This is a genomic window from Dehalogenimonas etheniformans (genome assembly GCF_014672715.2).
GTDB classification, from domain to species: Bacteria; Chloroflexota; Dehalococcoidia; order Dehalococcoidales; family Dehalococcoidaceae; genus Dehalogenimonas; species Dehalogenimonas etheniformans.
Genome location: NZ_CP058566.2, coordinates 1,385,439 through 1,405,678, shown reverse-complemented (window position 1 = coordinate 1,405,678; position 20,240 = coordinate 1,385,439). Strand labels below are relative to the sequence as shown.

The 20,240-nt window shown below is 52.7% G+C and carries 18 protein-coding genes; 3 read left to right on the top strand and 15 right to left on the bottom strand.

Features of this window, described 5'->3' with window-relative positions; all coding sequences use genetic code 11:
• Positions 1 to 4: 4 nt before the first annotated feature.
• The 6 genes from HX448_RS07025 to pyrR are packed head-to-tail and all read right to left on the bottom strand — an operon-like array spanning position 5 to position 7,904.
• A complete protein-coding gene (locus HX448_RS07025; RefSeq protein WP_102329976.1) occupies positions 5 to 790 on the bottom strand; it encodes a dihydroorotate dehydrogenase electron transfer subunit in 786 nt (261 codons plus the stop codon).
• Positions 777 to 4,007 (bottom strand): carbamoyl-phosphate synthase large subunit, encoded by a 3,231-nt coding sequence (carB, locus tag HX448_RS07020; protein WP_102329977.1) that lies wholly within the window; start codon positions 4,005 to 4,007, stop codon positions 777 to 779. Before carB ends, HX448_RS07025 begins: the two co-directional genes overlap by 14 nt.
• Positions 3,997 to 5,100, bottom strand: a complete 1,104-nt coding sequence (carA, locus tag HX448_RS07015; protein WP_102329978.1) for a glutamine-hydrolyzing carbamoyl-phosphate synthase small subunit — start codon at positions 5,098 to 5,100, stop codon at positions 3,997 to 3,999. Before carA ends, carB begins: the two co-directional genes overlap by 11 nt.
• The gene (locus tag HX448_RS07010; protein WP_102329979.1) at positions 5,097 to 6,392 is read right to left on the bottom strand and encodes a dihydroorotase; all 1,296 of its coding nucleotides are present in this window, start codon (positions 6,390 to 6,392) and stop codon (positions 5,097 to 5,099) included. The genes carA and HX448_RS07010 overlap by 4 nt, the downstream gene beginning before the upstream one ends.
• Positions 6,389 to 7,354, bottom strand: coding sequence for an aspartate carbamoyltransferase catalytic subunit (locus tag HX448_RS07005; RefSeq protein WP_102330526.1), 966 nt, complete (start codon positions 7,352 to 7,354; stop codon positions 6,389 to 6,391). Before HX448_RS07005 ends, HX448_RS07010 begins: the two co-directional genes overlap by 4 nt.
• A gap of 13 nt (positions 7,355 to 7,367) precedes the next feature.
• A complete protein-coding gene (gene pyrR / locus HX448_RS07000; RefSeq protein WP_102329980.1) occupies positions 7,368 to 7,904 on the bottom strand; it encodes a bifunctional pyr operon transcriptional regulator/uracil phosphoribosyltransferase PyrR in 537 nt (178 codons plus the stop codon).
• Between the two features lie 221 nt (positions 7,905 to 8,125).
• Here pyrR and HX448_RS06995 point away from each other — a divergent pair, with 221 nt between their 5' ends.
• Positions 8,126 to 10,357: an ATP-dependent helicase gene (locus HX448_RS06995; protein ID WP_102329981.1), complete on the top strand. Its 2,232-nt coding sequence runs from the start codon at positions 8,126 to 8,128 to the stop codon at positions 10,355 to 10,357.
• Complete coding sequence (mutL, locus tag HX448_RS06990) at positions 10,357 to 12,045, top strand: DNA mismatch repair endonuclease MutL (protein WP_102329982.1); 1,689 nt, start codon at positions 10,357 to 10,359, stop codon at positions 12,043 to 12,045. Before HX448_RS06995 ends, mutL begins: the two co-directional genes overlap by 1 nt.
• A 1-nt stretch (position 12,046) precedes the next feature.
• Here mutL and HX448_RS06985 read toward each other — a convergent pair whose 3' ends face one another.
• The 8 genes from HX448_RS06985 to cfa form a co-directional block, all read right to left on the bottom strand.
• Entirely contained in the window at positions 12,047 to 12,523 is a 477-nt protein-coding gene (locus tag HX448_RS06985) for a GNAT family N-acetyltransferase (RefSeq protein ID WP_102329983.1), read from the bottom strand.
• Positions 12,523 to 12,993 carry a Holliday junction resolvase-like protein gene (locus HX448_RS06980; RefSeq protein WP_102329984.1) on the bottom strand — a complete coding sequence of 157 codons (471 nt, stop codon included), beginning with the start codon at positions 12,991 to 12,993 and terminating at the stop codon, positions 12,523 to 12,525. Before HX448_RS06980 ends, HX448_RS06985 begins: the two co-directional genes overlap by 1 nt.
• Positions 12,994 to 13,560: an orotate phosphoribosyltransferase gene (gene pyrE / locus HX448_RS06975; RefSeq protein ID WP_102330527.1), complete on the bottom strand. Its 567-nt coding sequence runs from the start codon at positions 13,558 to 13,560 to the stop codon at positions 12,994 to 12,996.
• Positions 13,556 to 14,146: a signal peptidase I gene (lepB, locus tag HX448_RS06970; RefSeq protein WP_226846688.1), complete on the bottom strand. Its 591-nt coding sequence runs from the start codon at positions 14,144 to 14,146 to the stop codon at positions 13,556 to 13,558. The genes pyrE and lepB overlap by 5 nt, the downstream gene beginning before the upstream one ends.
• A gap of 47 nt (positions 14,147 to 14,193) precedes the next feature.
• Entirely contained in the window at positions 14,194 to 14,607 is a 414-nt protein-coding gene (locus HX448_RS06965; RefSeq protein ID WP_102329986.1) for a GIY-YIG nuclease family protein, read from the bottom strand.
• A gap of 16 nt (positions 14,608 to 14,623) precedes the next feature.
• Positions 14,624 to 15,487, bottom strand: coding sequence for an ABC transporter permease (locus HX448_RS06960; protein ID WP_102329987.1), 864 nt, complete (start codon positions 15,485 to 15,487; stop codon positions 14,624 to 14,626).
• Positions 15,480 to 16,427 carry an ABC transporter ATP-binding protein gene (locus tag HX448_RS06955; protein ID WP_102329988.1) on the bottom strand — a complete coding sequence of 316 codons (948 nt, stop codon included), beginning with the start codon at positions 16,425 to 16,427 and terminating at the stop codon, positions 15,480 to 15,482. Before HX448_RS06955 ends, HX448_RS06960 begins: the two co-directional genes overlap by 8 nt.
• A 140-nt stretch (positions 16,428 to 16,567) precedes the next feature.
• Positions 16,568 to 17,683 carry a cyclopropane fatty acyl phospholipid synthase gene (gene cfa / locus HX448_RS06950; protein WP_102329989.1) on the bottom strand — a complete coding sequence of 372 codons (1,116 nt, stop codon included), beginning with the start codon at positions 17,681 to 17,683 and terminating at the stop codon, positions 16,568 to 16,570.
• A 222-nt stretch (positions 17,684 to 17,905) separates the two neighbouring features.
• Between cfa and HX448_RS06945 the strand changes: the two genes are divergently transcribed.
• Positions 17,906 to 18,649 carry an SIMPL domain-containing protein gene (locus HX448_RS06945; RefSeq protein ID WP_102329990.1) on the top strand — a complete coding sequence of 248 codons (744 nt, stop codon included), beginning with the start codon at positions 17,906 to 17,908 and terminating at the stop codon, positions 18,647 to 18,649.
• 72 nt (positions 18,650 to 18,721) lie between these two features.
• On the opposite strand, the gene HX448_RS06940 is transcribed toward HX448_RS06945, so the two are convergent.
• Positions 18,722 to 20,200: a DUF2779 domain-containing protein gene (locus HX448_RS06940; protein WP_226846686.1), complete on the bottom strand. Its 1,479-nt coding sequence runs from the start codon at positions 20,198 to 20,200 to the stop codon at positions 18,722 to 18,724.
• Positions 20,201 to 20,240 lie beyond the last annotated feature (40 nt).

Below are 20,240 nucleotides of genomic sequence, written 5' to 3'. Positions count from 1 at the left end.
CACCTTAAAGGTCAGCCAATTCGTCCCATAAAATATCGTCCATCTCAAATACAGGTCCATCCTCACAAACTTGTTTTTGACCGTTTTTGGTTTTAATCGTGCAGCCGTAGCAAAGCCCGATCCCGCAGGCCATACGAACTTCGAGGGAGATCTGCATTGGTTTACCGCCAAAGCGATGGTCCTTAGCCAGGGCTCGATACATGGGTAGTGGTCCGCAGGCAAATATCTGTTCGGCGGTTTCTATGTAAGCGTCGGGACAATCGGTGACACGCCCCTTAATCCCTACCGAGGCGTCCTCGGTGCAGAATACACATTCATTGACCTGGGGTAGATGCGAAGACGGGCAGAGAAGTTCGCCCGTACGAGCGCCCAACATCAAGGTAACTTTTTTCCCCAGTCCGGTCGCTCTGGAAGCCAAGAAGTTGAGCGGAGCAATGCCCATACCTCCCCCGATGAGCAACAATCTCTCGGTTCGGTCGTCGATGGTGAATCCGTTCCCTAGAGCGCCGATAATATCGAGTTCGTCACCGGGCCGTACGCTCGAGAGCCAATCGGTGCCTTTGCCCACCTTTGCAATCAGCAGACTAAATTGTTCGGACGGACCGTTGGCGTCAGAGATGCTGATGGGCCGTCTCAACAGATTGTCCCCGCATTTGATCATAACAAACTGGCCGGGTTCGCCTGAATGCGCTATTTCCGGGCACTGCAACCTCAATTGGAAAACATTAGGCATGACCGCATCGTTAGATAGAACGGTTGCCATGCACGCCTGAGGTTTATTCTTTGCCATTGCGATACTCGGGCATCGATTTAATATTGTAATTGTAGCCCGTGTCAGCCAATGCGTCGATGGCCACTCTTGCGGTGTCGAGAGAGGTGAAACACGGCACACGTTTTTCGGCGGCAGCCCGACGAATATGAAATCCATCCCGAAGCGGCACCCTGCCGCCGGTAGAGGTATTGATGACCCCTGAGACAATACCTTGTCTTATCATATCCACGATATTTGGGTGACCTTCAGATAATTTCTTAGAAATCTTTTTCACCGGCATCCCGGCAACTTCGATCATCACCGCCGTGCCTTCGGTTGCGTATAAGTGGTAACCGATAGAATGCAATTTACGGATTAGCGGCAACGCTTCCGCCTTGTCCCGGTCTGCGATAGACAGGAGGATACTGCCTTCTGGAGGCAACGCTAGACCGGCTGCGATCAAGGCTTTGATCAGAGCGCCTTTCATATCATGGTCTACACCCATGACTTCTCCCGTTGATTTCATCTCAGGACCAAGGTAGGTATCTACACCGATGAGTTTCGACATTGAAAATACCGGAGCCTTGATAGCTACGAGAGGCCGGGCAGGCCACAAGCCGCCATCGTAGCCTTGATCTTTGAGGCTTTTTCCCAGCATCACGTTCACCGCAACGTCCACCATCGGCACGCCGGTTACTTTAGAGAGGAATGGGACGGTGCGCGAACCTCGGGGGTTGACTTCCAGGATGTATACTTTGCTCTGGCCTTCGGAGCGCATGATGACGAACTGGACGTTCATCAGGCCGCGGACGTTGAGGGCGAGGCCTATGCGGGTGGTGTAATCGACAATGGTTTTGTTTTCCTCTGGAGTCAAGCCGAGCCCAGGGTAAACAGCCATCGAATCTCCCGAATGGACACCGGCCCGTTCGATGTGCTCCATGATGCCCGGAATAAGGACTTGCTGGCCGTCGGCGATGGCATCGACCTCGCATTCCTTGCCCATAAGGTATTTGTCGATCAGTACCGGATGGCCGGTTTGAAGTTCCATCGCCAGTTTCATGAAACGGACCAACTCGGAGGCGTCGTAGACGATTTCCATAGCCCGGCCGCCCAGCACGTAACTGGGCCGCACCAGCACCGGGTAGCCTATTAGGTTCGCAACATTCAGCCCTTCGTCGAGCGTTGTTACCCCGGCGCCCGGAGCCTGAGGGATGTCGAGTTCGGATAAAAAGGCTTCAAAACGCCGGCGGTCTTCAGCCAGATCGATGGTTTCAGCGGAGGATCCGATGATCGGATTGCTGGTGCGAGTCAAGGGATATGCCAGGTTGATAGCCGTTTGACCGCCGAACTGGCAGATGGAGGGGGTTAGCTGGGAACAACCCGAGTTTTCATTGTCTAGGATATCCCGCACGCTCTCGTTATCGAGTGGTTCGAAGTAGAGGCGATTGGAGGTGTCGAAGTCGGTGGACACCGTTTCCGGATTGGAGTTTGCCATAATCGATTGGTATCCGGCTTTGGACAGAGACATAGCCGCATGTACCGAGCAATAATCGAACTCGATGCCTTGGCCGATGCGGATCGGCCCTGAGCCGATAACCAGGGCTTTATCGCAGTTTTCGGGCACGGCTTCGTTTTCGGATTCGTAGGTTGAGTAGAAATAAGGGGTCTCAGCGTCGAATTCGGCGGCGCAGGTGTCCACCATCTTGTAAGTTGGCAGGATTTTCCACTGTTTGCGCAACTCGCGTACCTGCTCAGGCAAACGGTCGCCCAGGGTGGCTATTTGTTCATCACCGAAGCCGAGTCTCTTGGCCTCGCGCAGCAGGTCCGGGTTCAGGGTTTCCGACAGCAAGCGCTTCTCCATCGTGATGATATTGAGCAGTTTTTTCAGGAACCAAAGGTCGATCCTGGTGGCTTGGAAGATCTGCTGCGGCGTGATGCCTCGCCGTAGCGCCGCCAGGATCGACCAGAGCCGCAGATCGGTCGGTTTCAAGGGGTAACTTGAGATGTCATCGACCAGCCCCCAGGATGAGTCTTCCCATAAGATAGATTTCTTACCGAACTCCAGCGATCGCACCGCCTTCTGTAGGGCCGCTTCGAAGGTTCTGTCGATGGCCATGACTTCGCCGGTGGCTTTCATCTGGGTATTGATGATCCTGTCGCCGGTGGCAAATTTGTCGAACGGCCAGCGGGGAATCTTGACCACTACGTAATCGAGGGCAGGTTCGAACGAAGCCATTGTCTTCCCAGTGACTGCGTTGGGAATCTGGTCGAGCGTTTTGCCAGTCGCGATTTTAGCTGCCACGCGGGCGATGGGGTAACCTGTTGCCTTCGATGCCAGGGCAGAAGAGCGGCTGACGCGAGGATTGACCTCGATGACATAATAAGTGGCGCTGTACGGGTCGAGGCCATACTGGATATTGCATCCACCCTCGATGCCCAGCGCCCTGATGATATTGATGGACGCCGTCCGCAGCATCTGGTATTCCTTATTGGTAAGGGTTTGCGAAGGGGCGATAACTATGGAGTCGCCGGTGTGTACGCCAACCGGATCAAAGTTCTCCATGTTGCAGACGGTGATGCAGTTGTTGGCACCATCCCGCATCACCTCGTACTCGATCTCTTTCCAACCGGCGATAGACTTCTCCACAAGTATCTGGTGAATCGGTGAGGCGGCGATACCGCCCGCGGCGATCTCCTCGAACTCGTCCATATCGTTGGCGATGCCGCCGCCGGTGCCGCCGAGGGTGTAAGCCGGGCGGATGATGAGAGGCAGCCCCAGCTTCCCGGCAACACGCTTTGCTTCTTCAACGGTAGTGACCGTCTCAGAGGGGGGAACATGCTCACCGATAGAAAGCAACAGTTGCTTGAAGAGTTCCCTGTCCTCAGCCTTACGGATCGTGTCGATTGGCGTACCGAGGACGCGAACATTGTATTTATCCAAAACACCCGCATCGGCCAGATCCACTGCCAGGTTTAGACCTGTCTGGCCGCCCAATGTCGGTAGTAAACCGTCTGGACGCTCCCGTTCGATGATTCGGGAAACAGATTCCACGGTCAGGGGTTCAATGTAAACAATGTCGGCGATTTCTTCATCGGTCATGATGGTTGCCGGGTTGGAGTTGACCAGCACGCTGGTCACGCCTTCCTCGCGCATCGCTTTGCAGGCTTGAGTTCCGGCATAATCGAACTCCGCCGCCTGCCCGATAACTATTGGACCGGAACCGATAATCAGGACTTTAGAAGGTTTAGCGGGCATCGGTCCTCCCCATCATAGTCATGAACTGTTCGAACAAATAGGTATTATCCAAAGGGCCTGGGCTGGCCTCACTGTGATACTGGATGGTGAAGATCGGCAATGTCTTGTGCCTCATTCCTTCCACTGTGCCGTCGTTTAGATTGATGTGCGTTACTTCTAATCCGCTGCCTTTGAGAGATTCCGGGTCGACGGCATAGCCGTGGTTCTGCGCGGTAATGTGGACTCGCCCGGTAGCCAGGTCTTTGACAGGGTGATTACCGCCGCGGTGGCCGAATTTCAGCTTGAAGTTATGCCCCCCGAAAGCCTTGGCTACGATCTGATTGCCCAGGCAGATGCCCATGATCGGCTTACCAGCGTCGACCAGCCCTCTGACTGTCTCGGTGGCGTAGTCCAGGAGTTCCGGATCACCCGGACCGGGCGATAACAGGATTCCGTCGGGATTTATGGCTAGCATCTCTTTGGCTGTTGCAGTGCAAGGGAAGGCCGTAACCCGGCATCCATGATGCCTGAGTATCCTCATGATGTTGAACTTGCAGCCGCAGTCCAGCAGCGCCACGCGAGGAGCTGTCTCGGGTATATCTTCCGAGTCCCAGTCATAAGTCGCTTTGGTGGACACTTCTTTGACTAGGTCTGTCGTACCGTATATCGGAGACATCCGCAGGATTTCGAACGCTTGCCCCGGCGTCTTGTCCGAGGTTATCATGCCCATCATTACGCCATGGCTGCGTAGTTTCCGGGTAATGGCGCGGGTGTCGAGCCCCCATATCCCCGGAGTGCCGCCCTGTTTCAAATAAGAATCAATCGTTGCTTCAGTTTGGTAGTTGCTGGGTTCGGCGCATTCTTCCCGGACCACAAAACCTCGAACCTGCAGCCGGTCCGATTCCCAGTCCGCAGGGTTAACCCCATAATTGCCGATCAAGGGGAAGGTCGGGATAAGTATCTGCCCAGCGAAGGATGGGTCGGTTAACATTTCCTGATAGCCGGTCATGCTGGTGGAAAAGACCACCTCCCCGAAGGCGTCTTTTTCCGCCCCGAAACTGTTCCCTTCAAAGACCGAACCATCGGCCAGGACCAGGATGGCGCGTTTGGTCATCTGTTATCCTCTTTGTAAACGATGTTGCCGTGATAGATCGTGGCGATCACTTTGCCCTTGAGCTTTTCCCCGGCGAGTGGGGTATTCTTACCTTTGGATGCAAATTTTGAAACATCAACGGTCCACTCCGCTTTCGGATCGAAAATCACTACATCGGCTGGGTCGCCAACCGTTAACGAACCAGTCGCTCCAAACCCATCGCCTATAATCCGCGCCGGTCCGGCGGTCAGCTTCTCGATAATGAGAGGCAGCGGTATTTTACCGTTGTGCACCAGTTTCATAAGGCTTCCCAGAGCTGTCTCCAGACCGGATATGCCAAAGGGTGCCAGGGCAAATTCGCAGCACTTGTCATTTTCGGAATGTGGAGCGTGATCGGTTGCTATTGCTTCAATAGTCCCGTCGATAAGTCCTGCGATAAGGGCATCTATATCAGTTTGAGTTCTTAACGGCGGGTTGACCTTGGAATTGGTGTCGTATCCCAGGCATCGTTCCTCAGTCAGGGTGAGGTGGTGGGGGGTGGCCTCGGCAGTCACTTGCACGCTGTCGGCTTTAGCATTACGGATAAGATCGACCGAACCTTTGGTGCTGATGTGGCAAAGGTGGATCCGGGCACCAGTCAGCTTAGCCAGGGCGATGTCGCGGGCAACCATCGTCTCCTCCGCGGCGTTGGGAATGCCAGCGAGCCCCAGCCGCGTGGCGATAATGCCTTCGTTGACCTGGCCGCCCTCGGCCAGGCTTGGCTCCTCGCAATGATCGATAATCGGCAAGCCGAGGCCAGCGGCATATTCCATAGCCTGTTTCATTAATCGCGCGCCTGGAACCGGCGAGCCGTCATCAGAGAAACCGATGACACCGGCTGTTCCCATCTCGCCAAGTTCGGCAAGGATTTCGCCCTTGCGCCCTTTGCTGATGCATCCGATGGGGAGTACTCTGACTATGCCCTCACTTGAGGCGACGCACTTGACATAATCAACAATGGAGCGATTCTCGATTGGCGGGTTTGTGTTGGGCATCGCGCAAATTGTGGTGAAGCCGCCCCTCGCCGCCGCCATAGTTCCCGTGGCAATTGTCTCTTTATCCTCGAATCCCGGCTGCCGAAGGTGAGTGTGCAGATCGATGAAACCGGGAGCGACGATCATGCCTGACGCATCAATAATCTCGTAATCGTCTTTAGGCAGGGTGCCACTACCGATCCAGGCCACTTTGCCATCAATAAGCGCAATGTCAGTGTGACGGTCATTGCTCTGTTCCGGGTCGATGAACCTGCCGTTTTTAATCAAAATGCTTTTCATAGTTCACCCTGTCTGCCGGATAGCAGGTAGAGAATCGCCATCCGGATAGCCACACCATTACTCACCTGCTCGTTGATAACCGACCTTTCGCCATAGGCTGATTCGGTGGCTAGTTCGATGTCTTCATTCACGGGACCGGGGTGCATCACCAGGACGTCTTTTGCAGCTTTTTTCAATCGTTCAGAGGTAACCTGGTAGCGCTGGACGTATTCTCGAACCGAAGGCAGCAGGCCGCCCTGTTGTCTCTCTCGCTGTAATCTTAAAGCCATGACCAAGTCGGCGCCTTCGATTGCTTTTTCAACCTGATTTTCGACCCGCACCTTCGGAAAATTTGAGCCGGGGTTTTCGAGCCCGTACGGCATGAGGGTTGGCGGGCCGCATACGGTTACCTCCATTCCCAGGCGGGTCATACCCCAGATATTGGAATGGGCTACCCGGCTGTGGCGCACGTCGCCGACGATAACAGCCTTGAGTCCGGCGAGGCTGCCTTTGTGTTTCCGGATCGTATACAGGTCGAGGAGTGCCTGGGTGGGGTGGGCGTGCCAGCCGTCTCCGGCGTTTATGATATTGGCTTTGCTATGTTTGGTGGCTAGGTAGGGGGCGCCCGAGAAATTATGGCGCATTACGATGATATTCGCGCCAAGTGCTTCCAGCGTTTTCAGGGTGTCAATGAGACTTTCACCTTTAGTTATTGAGGAAGCTGTCGAGGTGACATTTAGGACATCAGCCGAAAGGTTCTTGGCGGCGATCTCGAACGATGCACGGGTCCGGGTCGAATTTTCATAGAAAAGGTTGACCACCGTTTGCCCGCGAAGCGCCGGCACTTTCTTAATCGGTCGTGATAGGATTTCAGACATGGCATCGGCCGTCGCGAAAACAAGTTCGAATTCTTCCGGCGTGAAATCATCGACATCAAGGAGGTGGCGGTGGTTCCAGTCGGTCGTCTTTTGGGTTGCAGTCATTTCGTTCAATATATTATTCACCTGATGAGATGAGTACTTCATCCATCGTATCCGTTTCAGCCAGTCTTACCCTGATGTCTTCATTGGTTGCGGACGGAATGTTTTTGCCGACATAATCAGCCCGAATCGGCAGTTCCCTGTGGCCACGGTCGACTAGCACTGCCAACTGGATTACCTGCGGCCGCCCGTAGTCGATCAGCGCATCCATAGCCGCGCGGACCGAGCGGCCTGTGTACAGTACGTCGTCAACCAGGATGACGACTTTACCTTCGATGTCAACCGGAATGTCGGTGGATTTTACCTGCGGGTTAAAGTTGCGGCGACCCAGATCGTCTCGATAGAGCGAAAAATCCAGGGCGCCTACAGGTACCTGAACTTTTTCAAAGTCAGCGATGAGAGAAGCCAGACGATTAGCAAGGGGTACACCCCTGGTTTGCATGCCGACGAGTACAACCGACTTGATGTCCTTGGTGCGCTCGACGATTTCGTGAGCAATCCGGGACAGCGTTCTGCGCATGTCCTCAGCGGTCATTACCGTTTTTGCGGACATTAAAAAACCTCTCGCCAATTTTCCGGCAAGAGGTGTCTGCGCGTTTAATCCCGCTAACCCTTGCCGGCCTCACAGGACCGGGTTTAAAGGAGGGGTTACTTATTAAGTTGTTGGATATTATATCAGTGGCGCAGGGTAAAAACAATAGTTATTTAGTGCCTGTTTTCCAAACCATGCCTCGCCCTGCCTCCTGAAAACCAAAAATGCTATAATGGGCGGCTTTGAATACCGATTTTTTAAAAGATTTGAATCCCGCTCAACGCAAGGCCGCCGAGGCCATCAAGGGGCCGGTTCTTATCCTAGCAGGACCCGGCTCAGGTAAGACAAGAGTTATCACTTACCGTATCGCTTATCTTGTGAGAACGGTGGGTATTAACCCGCACAGGATTCTGGCGGTGACCTTTACCAATAAAGCCGCACGCGAGATGCGTGAAAGGCTTGAGAAACTTCTCTTCGGTTCAGTCAAAGACATGACGCTCGGAACGTTTCATGCAATCTGTGCCGGAATCTTGAGGAAAGACGGGGAGGCCATAGGGATCCATCCTGAATTCGTTATCTTTGACGCTGACGACCAGGAAAAACTCTTGAAACAGGCTTCGATCGATGCCAAGGTGGATCCCAAACAGTTTCCTGCGCCCAAGATCGCCGCGGCTATTAGCCAGGCCAAAAGTCAAATGGTTACTCCCGAAAAGTTCAAGGAGACCGGCAAGAATTATTTCGATGAGATTGTCGGGCGGGTTTACGAGCGTTATGAGAAGATGCTTTCTCAAAACAATGCCGTCGATTTTGATGACCTTTTGCTTAAGACCGTTTTCCTGTTCAAACGTAAACCTGAAATCCTGAAACGGTATCAGGACCGCTATGTCCACATCATGGTTGACGAGTTCCAGGATACCAACTTGGTGCAGTACGAACTGGTAAAACTTTTGGCCGGAGGGCATCGTAACATCGCGGTCGTTGGCGATCCGGACCAGTCCATTTATTCGTGGCGGGCTGCCGACTTGCGCAACGTGTTCAATTTCGAAAAAGATTTTCCGGACGCCCAGATTCATTATCTGGAACAGAACTATAGGTCGACGGCCAAGATCCTGGAAACTGCTTCCAACATTATTGCCGACAACCGGACTAGAAAAGGCATCAAACTCTGGACCGAAAACGAACCGGGCGAACCGGTATGCCTGATCGAAGCCTATAACGAACAGGAAGAAGCTCAGATGGTTGTTCGGGAAACGGAGCGGCTGACGGGATCGAAAAAATTCCGCCTGAATGACATTGCCGTTATGTACCGCACTAACGCTCAGTCCCGGGCACTGGAAGAGGCCTTCATCCGCTATGGGGTGCCTTATAAGCTGGTTGCCGGCACCAGGTTCTACGAGCGGCGTGAGGTTAAAGACCTTATAGCCTATTTCAGACTTATCCATAATCCAGCTGATTCGGTCTCATTGATGCGGATAATCAATATGCCCCCTCGAGGATTGGGCGATAAATCGATCCTCGAGATGCAAAGCTGGGCCAAGCAACACGACATTTCTCTTTTTGAAGCTTTGGAACAGTCGTCGACGGGGGTTGATAAACCGCCGCTGGCAGCCCGTGCCCTCGCATCTTTCGATATTTTCTACAAATTGATCCGGGGTTTTATCGCCGAAAGCAAAACTCTACCAATACTTGAACTCTTCGATCACGTGTTGGAAAAATCCGGCTATTCAACATACCTCAAAGCCCAACCCGACGGCGAAGAACGGCTGGAGAATATCGCCGAATTGCGCACCGTCGCTGAGCCGTTTAATTCCCTGTTGCCTGGCGATGCTCTATCGCCGTTTTTGGAAAGTGTAAGCCTCGTTTCCGATGTGGACAATCTTGATGAAACCGAAGGTGGCGTTACTCTGATCACCCTGCATCAAGCCAAAGGGCTTGAGTTCCCGGCAGTCTTTATGGTTGGCCTGGAAGAAGGCGTTTTGCCTCACTTCCGATCATTCGACGATCCCGCTCAGATGGAAGAAGAACGGCGGTTGTGCTACGTGGGCGTCACCCGTGCCAAGCGACGGCTGTATCTCCTGCGAGCGTTCCGCCGAAGCCTGATGGGCGGCAGCACCGTTAACGAACCATCGCGGTTCCTCGCATCTATTCCCGCGCACCTCACCACGGCAACCGCCGCCCGCGAGGAACCGGTCAAACCTCTTATCCCGCTGCAGAAGAAACTTTACGATTATGCTGAACGACCCGCTCAGCCTACCATACCGTCTGCCCCGATCGGGGGCGGAATTGCCCGTACCCACGTTAAAGCAACGCCCCCGGCCTTTAAGACCGGCGATCAGGTAAAACATGCCGTGTTTGGCGATGGGGTGGTAATCAGCACTTTGCCGGTCAAAGATGATACAGAGGTTGTTGTCGCTTTTAAAACCGCCGGGCTCAAGAAATTACTTCTTTCTTTCGCCAGGCTGGAGAAGACCTAGTGCCCATCCGCGTTCTCGACCACCAGACCGTGGCTCGTATCGCCGCCGGCGAGGTTGTTGAACGGCCGGCTTCGGTAGTCAAAGAACTGCTGGAAAACTCGATAGATGCTGGGTCTCACCGCATTGACATTGAGATCAAAGGCGGCGGCGCAGGTTTGATCAAGGTATCCGATGACGGCTGTGGCATACTATCCGACGAACTTCCTTTAGCTTTCGCCCGGCATGCAACTTCCAAGCTATCGTCGTTTGATGATCTGAGCTCTATCGGAACTCTGGGGTTCCGAGGTGAAGCCCTGGGTTCGATTGCAGCAGTGGCCGAGGTGGAAGTGACGACGGCTGTCAGTGGAAGCCCATCCGGCAAGATGATGTCCTTGCGAGGGGGCCGGGGAGATATAGTCCGTCCCATAGCGCGGGCTTGCGGCACGACTATTTCGGTCTCTCATCTCTTTCGCGAGGTGCCCGCGCGTCTGAAATTCCTCAAGTCGGACACTACGGAGACAGGGCATATCGTGACCGTTGTGAGCAATTATTCGTTAGCCTATCCTGAGGTCAGGTTTAAACTTATCGTCGACGGACGGGACACACTGATGACACCTGGTAACGGCAAATTGCGGGATACCGCCATTGAAATTCTCGGCCATCATGTCGCCGCCAGGATGATCGAAATCTCCGCTGTCGATGGCTCATTTTCGATTGCCGGCCTTGTCTCGGCGCCCGAAAATTCCCGGGCGAATCGAACTGGCTTGTTCCTTTTTGTCAACCGGCGCTGGGTCAGGAGCCACATCCTTTCGCGAGCTATCGAGGAAGCCTGTCACGGTTTACTTACAGTAGGCCGTTATCCCAATGCCATCATAAATCTTCGGCTTCCGCCATCTGACACCGACATCAACATCCACCCGGCTAAAACCGAAATCAAGTTCCGCGAAGACGGCAAAGTCTTTGAGTTCGTGCGCCAAGCGGTGCGTGCGGCGTTGCTCGGAGAAGCCCCGGTTCCGAGTTTGGCAGTTGCAGCCCCAACGGTCGCCGATGCTTTTTCAAACTATCGTCCGAGCGGATTTCAAACTTCTTCCATTCCGACGGACCTATTTTCGGAACGAAATGATCTCCGACCTACGCCCTCTCAGGCTATTCCCGCATTAAGGCCTTTGGGGCAAGTGGCCGGATGTTATATCCTTGCCGAAGGTCCGGACGGTCTCTATATCATTGATCAGCATGCGGCGCATGAGCGCATCATGTACGAAAAAGTCATCGCCGGGCGTAAGAGTCGAATTCCATCGTCGCAGGCGTTCCTTGAACCGCAGAATGTAGAATTATTCCCGGCCGAGATGAACCGGTTTTCGTCACTGTTTTCCACACTGGCTGCCTATGGTTTTATCATTGAGTCTTTCGGTGAGCGCAGTTTGTTAGTCCGCGCCATACCACAGGCATTATCGGGCGGCGATTGGCAAACGGCTCTGCATGAATTCCTGAACTCGCCGGAGTCTCTCGCACTGGGAGAGGAGAGATTGGCTGAACTCATTGCCTGCCACTCGGCGGTCAGGGCGGGAAAAGTTTTGTCGATGGATGAAATAAGGGTTTTGTTGCTTGATTTAGAAAAAGCTCAAGTTCCCAACGCCTGCCCCCACGGCCGCCCCACCCTGATGAAGCTGGAAATCTCGGCTTTGGAACGTTTTTTTAAGCGGACTTAGGTTAGACTAACTCTTTCTTCATCTTGAAATATTCCAGAGGTTCATCTTCAACCATTTCAACTTCGTGAGAGATAACGATCCACCCCAGCCGTTCCCAGAAACTTCTGGATGTCACGGAAGCATCGAGTTCCAACGCCCTGAGGTCTCTAGCCCTGGCTCGATTCTCTAGCTCCTCGGCGATCATTTTCCCGTAGCCTCGTTTTCGATACTCGGCGCCGACAAACACGCGTGATACGTGATTTCCGACCAGCGTACCGGTTGCAACGGCGCTCTTTTTCTCCCAACCGATCAAGATGGTGCCGGCGCCGGCATCACGGAGGACGTTCATACGCGCATGGTAATCAAGAAAAAAGCGAACCGCCTTCGGCGGATAGGCGCTGGAATACGACTTCTCAATCGTTTCATTGATCAAACGGGTAAGTTGCGATAATTCGTCTTCGACAAACTGCTTAATTGAGAATCGTGTTTCCGCAGGCATCAACTATTGCCCTGAGAATTGCTTTCATCTTCACATCGCCGCTCGATAAGCTCCCACCGTACCATCCCGTCCTCGATAAGTTCCTGGATCTTTTTTTCCGACGGAGTCAGAACGCAATTCTTGCCGCTCTTTACCTCGACGATCACCACCTCTTTGGGATCGCCGGCGGATAATCCCGGAAAAACGACAAAGTCGATGGGCGAACCGATGAATCGGGCTTCAGTGGGATCATATTTGAATTCGGGCAGGTAGGGAGCCATTTGCTCGGTAAACTTGCCGCCGAGGACCGCCCGGCTTTGAGCTACCGCTTGCCTGGAAGTGCGTTCAACCTCATTTTGCCAGTAGATTTGTTCTTGGGCTTGCCACTCTTTGAAACGTGTTTCAAAACGGCGGCGGATGAGGTAATAGTTGACGGTGATGATAGTGAAAGCCAGGAAAATGACGGCGGCGATGGCGAGCGCCGTGCCCATTTAGCTGCTCCCTGGCTTCGTAAGCGGTTGTCCCGACTGGCACAAAGGGCAGTGCTCTGGTTTATAAGCAGGGATGTTGGCGACGCGCAAACAACTGAACAGCGGTGCGCCAAAACCAAATGGAGTATCGGAACGATCGACCAGGACACCTACGCCGACTATGTCGCCTTTATGCTTGGCCACAGCATCGAAAACCTCGCGGACGCTTTTTCCTGTGGTCAACACATCGTCTACAACGAGGATTTTCTCGCCGGCTCTGATCTTAAAACCCCGGCGGAATTCTCGCTCTCCGGACGGCACTTTTTCTGCGAAGGCTGCTGGCAATCCCATAAGGCGTGCAACTTCGAACGCCAGGATGATGCCTCCAGTAGTTGGGCCGACGACCAGTTCGATCCCTTTGCCCTTAAAGTGCTCGGCGATCATATTACATAGCGACACAGCCGTGGCAGGGTTTTCGATAATGCGGAACTTTTCCCAATAAACCGGAGAATGGAGACCTGATGTAAGTACGAAGTGTCCGTTAAGGACCGCGCCTGATTTGATGAATAGGGCTTCGATGTCGTTAATGAGAATTCTCCTGTCGGCGAAGGATGAAAATTGGCAGTAGGACAGCGCCGGCGGCAATATCGGCAAATTTATGGTTGGGTGCGAATCCAAAACTCTTGAACGGGTAAAAAACCAGCCAGGCTTTTCCGTTGATATCGGCGCGTTTAACAGTCCAGCCCTGGCGGGAATCCAGACTCACCGGGCGGTTGTCACCCATGACGAAATATTCGCCGGTTGGAATTACGGTAGCCGGATAACTTCTGGTATCTTTATTCACCAGATAAGGTTCGTCGATCAGTGTTCCGTTGATCCGGACTTCCCCGGAAACGATCTGCACCGTCTCTCCCGGCAGGCCGATGATGCGTTTAATGAATTCCCTGCCGTCGCTATAGGGTGAAGGAAAGATCACGATGTCGCCACGCTTCGGTTCGCTGAAAACGTAGCTTACCTTGCTGACCAGTAAACGATCGCCGTTCATAAGGTTGGGTTCCATGCTGGAACCGTCGACGATTGAGTTTTGGAGTGTGACCTGGAAAAGGAGGAAAATTATTAACGCCCCTGCCAGGATATAGGCTATCTCGAGAAGGGCGGATTTGAATACTTTCAATCGGTCTCCCTGAGTTTTTCCCATTATAACAGCGCCGGGATTATTAGTTAAATTGCCTGTTCCAGAGGTTCAAGTCCGATAGCTATAAAACCTTGCAAGGCTGACCCGCGTAATGCGCTCTCGCTTTCACCAAAAAACAGGTGAGAATAGCAACGGCAGTCGCTACACCCGAAGTTGTGGGCCGATTTTAATCGGGCAAACTGACCGGCCAGTTGACATTCCTGTTTTGCTTCGGTTTGAGCCAGGAATACGGCTTTTATCCGGGCACGGTCCAGAAGGAAATCAATGTGCCAGTGTTGTTTTTTCGATTTCGAGAGGTGACGCTTAACTCTGGCTTCGAGATTATTCATCGCCGAACCGACATACATGTAAAACCCTTTGGACAGTGTGAATTTCTTTTTCAGAGTGTTGATCTCGCCATCCGCCGGTAATTCGATAACAAGAATGTAAATTCCTTTCATCGACTCGTCGCCTTGATTAGCCAGTGACGTCCCTCTTCTTGAATAAGTAGAAGGAATAGGTGACAAAAGCGATGGCGTAAATGCTGAGCAAGATCGTTGCATGTAGAACGCTAGGCGCTGAATTATCACCGGCTCCGCCGAATCCTCCGCTGAAGCCTTCCGGCAGGTTAGCCAGTGCTGTAATTACGTTCACATTCGCCCCGAGTAAATATTTCGGAATATCAGCCACCCAACCGCCCGCAAGACTCATTAAACCGGTGATGATCGGCTCGAAAAAGAGTACTCCGATGCCCAGGGCAATGCCCGGCATGGCCGAGCGACCGGCGATCGAGAGCATGAAACCTAGGAACACGAAGGGCAGCATCACGAAAAAAGTCCGCCAGAACTGAAGGAACTGGTCCCAGGCGTAGCTTCCGGTAAAGAAGTTGAAGTTAAAACTGTTTCCGCCTATAGCCGTGGTGATCATGCTCATTAAGAATCCGGTGATCACGCCTATGACCATCCCGATCAAAATGAAGATGAAAACCGAAATTAACTTGGCGCCCAGGAGTTTGAATCGGCTCTCGCTAGCCGCGACGGTACTGCGGATAGTGCGCCAGTTGTATTCATTGCCCATGGAACTGGCCATGAGGATGACCGCCAGTACGGTTCCTAAAGATGCCAACATGTTAAAGGCAAAAGGAATCGCCACCGGAAGTCCCAGCACCGTTTGCAAGTCGATCTGTCCTGGTCCTCCGGGACCGGTCGGAATGTTAGCCCTGGAGACAGCATATAGTATCAGGTACACCACCACGAGGATCCCCATAAGCACAAACAGGAGGGTCCGGGTCATGCCGCGTTTCCGCAGTTTGAACAGTTCGGCGCTGATCAACCTAATCATGACTCTCACCTCCGGTCAGCTCCAGGAAAATGTCTTCCAGGCTGGCGACATGGGGCACGATTTCCGAAGCGAAGATATTCTTCTCCGCCAGCGCCTTGTTGACCTGGGCACCGCTTTCTTTTGGAGCATCTACCACCAGATAGCCGTTCTCGGATTTAACCGAATGGATCCACGGCAGGTTTTTTAGTACATCGGAGGCGGCGGTTATGTCCGAATCGACAACCCTAACCTGGAGTACCTGCCCAGTAGTCAGCAGTTCGCGCACCTGGGCATTGGCGATCATGTTGCCTTTCTTGATGATGGCTACCCGGTCGCAGACCAGTTCGACCTCGTGAAGAAGGTGGCTGCAAAGGAATACCGCGCGGTTCTCATGGGCAAGTTCCGGGATCAGGTCCCGGATCTCCTTGGTGCCAGCCGGATCCAGCCCGTTGGTCGGTTCGTCCAGAATAATGAGTTCCGGGTCGCGGAGCAGCGCAGCGGCGATACCGAGTCTCTGTTTCATACCCATCGAATATGTTTGGTATCGGTCTCTTGAACGGTCGAACAGATTGACTCTTTCTAGTACCTCTTTGATCTTGGTAAGGGGTACATCTCCGATGGATTTGCTCAGGGCTTCTAGGTTATCCCAACCTGATAAATATGGATAAAAAGCCGGCTCTTCAATGATGGCCCCGATCCTTCTGAGTATCGGCCATCGGTGTTCTTCGAGCTTTAGCCCGAAGATTTCAATCTCTCCGGCGGTGGGAGCGATAAGATTGAGCAGCATGCCGACAGTGGTGCTTTTGCCGGCGCCGTTTGGCCCCAGGAAGCCGAACACTTCGCCTTTTCTAAGTTCAAGGTTCAGGTTCTTGACCGCGGCCAATGTACCGAAATATTTAGTGAGCCCTGAGGTTCGCAGGATTACGTCGCCATTTAAGTGTGGACTTATTTCAGGTGTCATAACATTCCTTTTCACGAAAGCTTAAAGAACATGTATTATCAGAATAACATAGTCGCATTCGGTTGACACAGGGAGGCTGCGGACTTAAGTTATCGAGGATTATTCAACGGTAAAATGAAATTTCTGGAATCGGGGATCAATTATCGGATTGCCCGGTAACCCCCCGCCACTCCCCGTTTTGAAAAGATCAGTTGCCACAACTGGTTTTTCCTCGCTCTGAATGATCCCGCGCAGGAGAGGAGGAAATAAGTCCACATCCGGTAGAACCGTTCATCATATTTATTCGAGAGGCTGGGCCAGTTGCTGGTGAAATTTCGATGCCACGCCATGAGAGTCCTATCGTAATCTGCTCCAAAGCTGTGGCAGTCCTCCAACACAAATAGCCCTTCGATCGCCCTGGTGATCTGTGCCATTGATGGGATCATGGAGTTCGGGAAGATGTATTTGGTGATCCAGGGATCAGAGCCAGAGGTTGATTTGTTTCCCCCGATTGTGTGGAGAAGGAACAATCCTCCATCGCTAAGGGCCCTATTTACCGCTTTCATAAACACTCGATAATTCTTGTGCCCGACGTGTTCGAACATCCCCAGGGACACCACGTGGTCGTATTTGCCGTCAATGTCTCGATAATCTTTAAGTTGAGTCCGTGCTGGAATGCCGCAACACATCTCGTCGGCAAGGGCTTTCTGTTCCTTTGAGACGGTAACGCCATCTGCCTCAGCTTCATAACGCTCACTGGCAAACTTGATAAAACATCCCCATCCGGACCCAATGTCCAGCACCTTTTGCCCCGGCCGCAGATTGATTTTACGGCACACCAAATCCAGTTTACTTTCCTGTGCATCATCGAGGGTTTCGGCGTCTTTCCAGTAGCCGCAGGTGTATGTGAGGCGTTTATCCAGCATCGCCCTGTACAAGTCGTTGCCGATGTCGTAATGCTTTTGACCGATTTCAAATGCCTTGGATTTGCGGCCTGGATTGGTGATGGTATTCCAGGCGAAGGCAGCCAGCAGTCTGGGATTGTTCCTGATTTTTTTATCCAGATCCGCGGCTAGTAGGCGATGGAAGAACTGGTCGAGGCTTTGGCAGTCCCACCAGCCATCCATGTAGGCCTCCCCAAGGCCGAGGGATTTTTCTTGAAGTACTCGCTTATAAAACCGGGGATCGTGTATCTGGGGGTCATAAACGTTATCCCCATCGGGAGTGATCTCAGCTTCGGAGAACAACTGCCGGACGATACCCTTTTCGTTGCTCATCGCAGAACTTTCAGCCCTACGCTTGCGCCGGATTCGGGATAACGGTGAAATGGCGCTCGCCCCCAGGCTCGGGCCGGTTCCTCCGTTGTTATTTTTGCTAATTATACCACCGGTTTTTGCGAGCCCATATGCAAATTTTGGGAAGAAAACTGTACTAACTAATTTGAAAATGCGCCGTTATACTTCTTGAGACCGCAAAAAATTTGTAAAAGGAGAACCGCCATGAAAAAGGGTATCTTGGGAGCCCTGATAGCGATTGCCATCTTCGCTGTCGGGATGGGTGTCATGGGATTTACGGCTGCTCAATCTGGTGAACTCGTCAACACCACTCAGCAAGTCGGAATCTGGGTTTCGGGTGAAGGTAAAGTGACCGTTGTTCCCGATGTTGCCAACCTGTCTCTCGGAGTTCAAGTCGAATCAGCGACGCTTGCCGATGCCAATCAAAAAGCCTCAGCCGCCATGGATGCGCTGATTAACGTTCTGAAGACTCAGGGCATAGCCGACAAGGACATCAAGACACAGAACTTCAATATTTATCCAGTTTATGATTACACCAAAGATATCGGCACTCCCGTTATCCGGGGTTACCAGGTGACCAACACGGTCGTCGTAAAAGTCCGGGTGATCGCCAACGCCGGTAAAATCATCGACGCTTCCGTCGCCGCCGCAGGTGATGCTGTCCGCGTCAATAGCATCGCATTCTCTGTGGATGATCCCACTAAAGCGATCGATCAAGCTCGTGAACTTGCTCTTCTCGATGCCAAGGCCAAGGCTGAACAGATCGCCCGTGTTACCGGAGTGTCCCTGGGTTCTGTCAGCTACGTCAGTGATTCTTCCAGTACCGCCGCCCGGGTTCTTCCGCCGTCCTTTGATTCGAAAGCCGGAGCTGCCGGTTCTACGACTCCTATTCTTCCCGGCGATACCGACCTGACTGTTTCCGTTCAGGTCATCTACAACATCAATTAGCTCCTCCTCCCTTCAAATAGAAACGAGGCCTTCAAGTCGAGGGCCTCGTTTCTTTTAGGAAATCGGATCTTTTTAAGACACGACCAATTTCCTCAGTTCCTCCACTATGCGTACCATGCCGTACGTATCCTGGCCGCAGTATTCGAGAAGATCGTTGAAGATCGTTTGCCGGTCAGGTTCTGAAATCTCACCGAATGCGGCAGCCATAAATTTCAGACTTGCGGTTTGCCCTTCAGCTATGTTCATGCCTTCATAAGTGATGCCTGCGATCGATGGCAGAACGTGTTTGAGCGAAGCGCTGCCGCACTGGTTCGGGTGATAGTAATTAAAATTCCTGAAGGGAATGATCAAGTCTTTCATCCGTGATATAACATTCTCGATCCAGTTCTGGTATTCAGGATAAGCCTCAGCTAACTTTTCCAGGACCCCTTCTTCGAAGCTCTGGTTGTAAACAATAATTGAACCTTCTTCTCCGAGACAGGAGCTTAGCGCTTCGATGAACTCTCGACGCGGGTCGCCGGGTCCTCTGGCAAGAAAATACTTATGTTCAACTCCAGATGATGGCGACGCAACAGTATGCAGCGAGAATTGAAACGGGACGGGTTGGAAAGGCTTGGTTCCATCGAACATCGGTATAGCAGTCGCAAAAGTCTCAAAGTCGAGGAAGTAATGCGGATACTTCAAATCCGCAAGGAAATCGACTATTTTATCGGTTTCAAGATAGGGCTGACCGCACTCGACGCAGGTTTTCTGGATGAGTTGCTTCTCGTTTAATTTAAATCCTGCTGGAATCTCGCGGATCGAAGTGATGCCGCGTTTCAATAGGTCATCCATTTTCGATCCGATGCGGTAAAGGTCGCTGACCGGATGTTCCGGCAGCGACGCCCAACATCCGTCTTTTAGCGGGCAAATGTAGGGTGAATCGCAAAGTCGACCGATAACCGAATCGGGGCAATCACCGGATATAGTCTGGAGCATGTCCTCCACCATATCAGCCATGCCGCCTATGACCTCGGCAACGCGTTCGGTGATATCCTCAGACATCAGAAGCCCGGCCGGGTCGATCTCGCCCTGTCTGATGTATTCACGGTTAATGTGGACGAGATAACAGCGGTTTACCGTTAACCCGCACCGCTCCGCTACGTAACGCTGGAAGGCTACGTCGGCGATATTTTCGTCTTTTACTTCGGTAGCGCTCTTGACCTCGACGATGTCCCAGCCGTCATCACCGGACGGATTCAGGATATCGACCCGGGCGTATAGCTGATTACACTGAAAAGCAGCTTCGAAGATGGGTTTCCGATCTGTTAGACGCGCCGAGGTCTCCGATAGCATTTCCCGAAAGCCCAGGTTCGACATGTCGAGCCCGCCGGGGAAGAGCTTTTTGGCTATCTCCCCGACTTCGTGCCCCTGATCGAAGGTGTGTTGGGTGATAAGGTTTGGCTGGGGGATGCGGCTGGGATCGTTAACATAAATCCACAAATAGCGTGGGCATTGTAGCCCGGCCATGAATTTGGACTTGGTTAGGAGTTTGCCGCCGCGGTGTTTCACGTTTTTATTGTATTCCGTTCGTCTTGAGCTTGTCGAAACA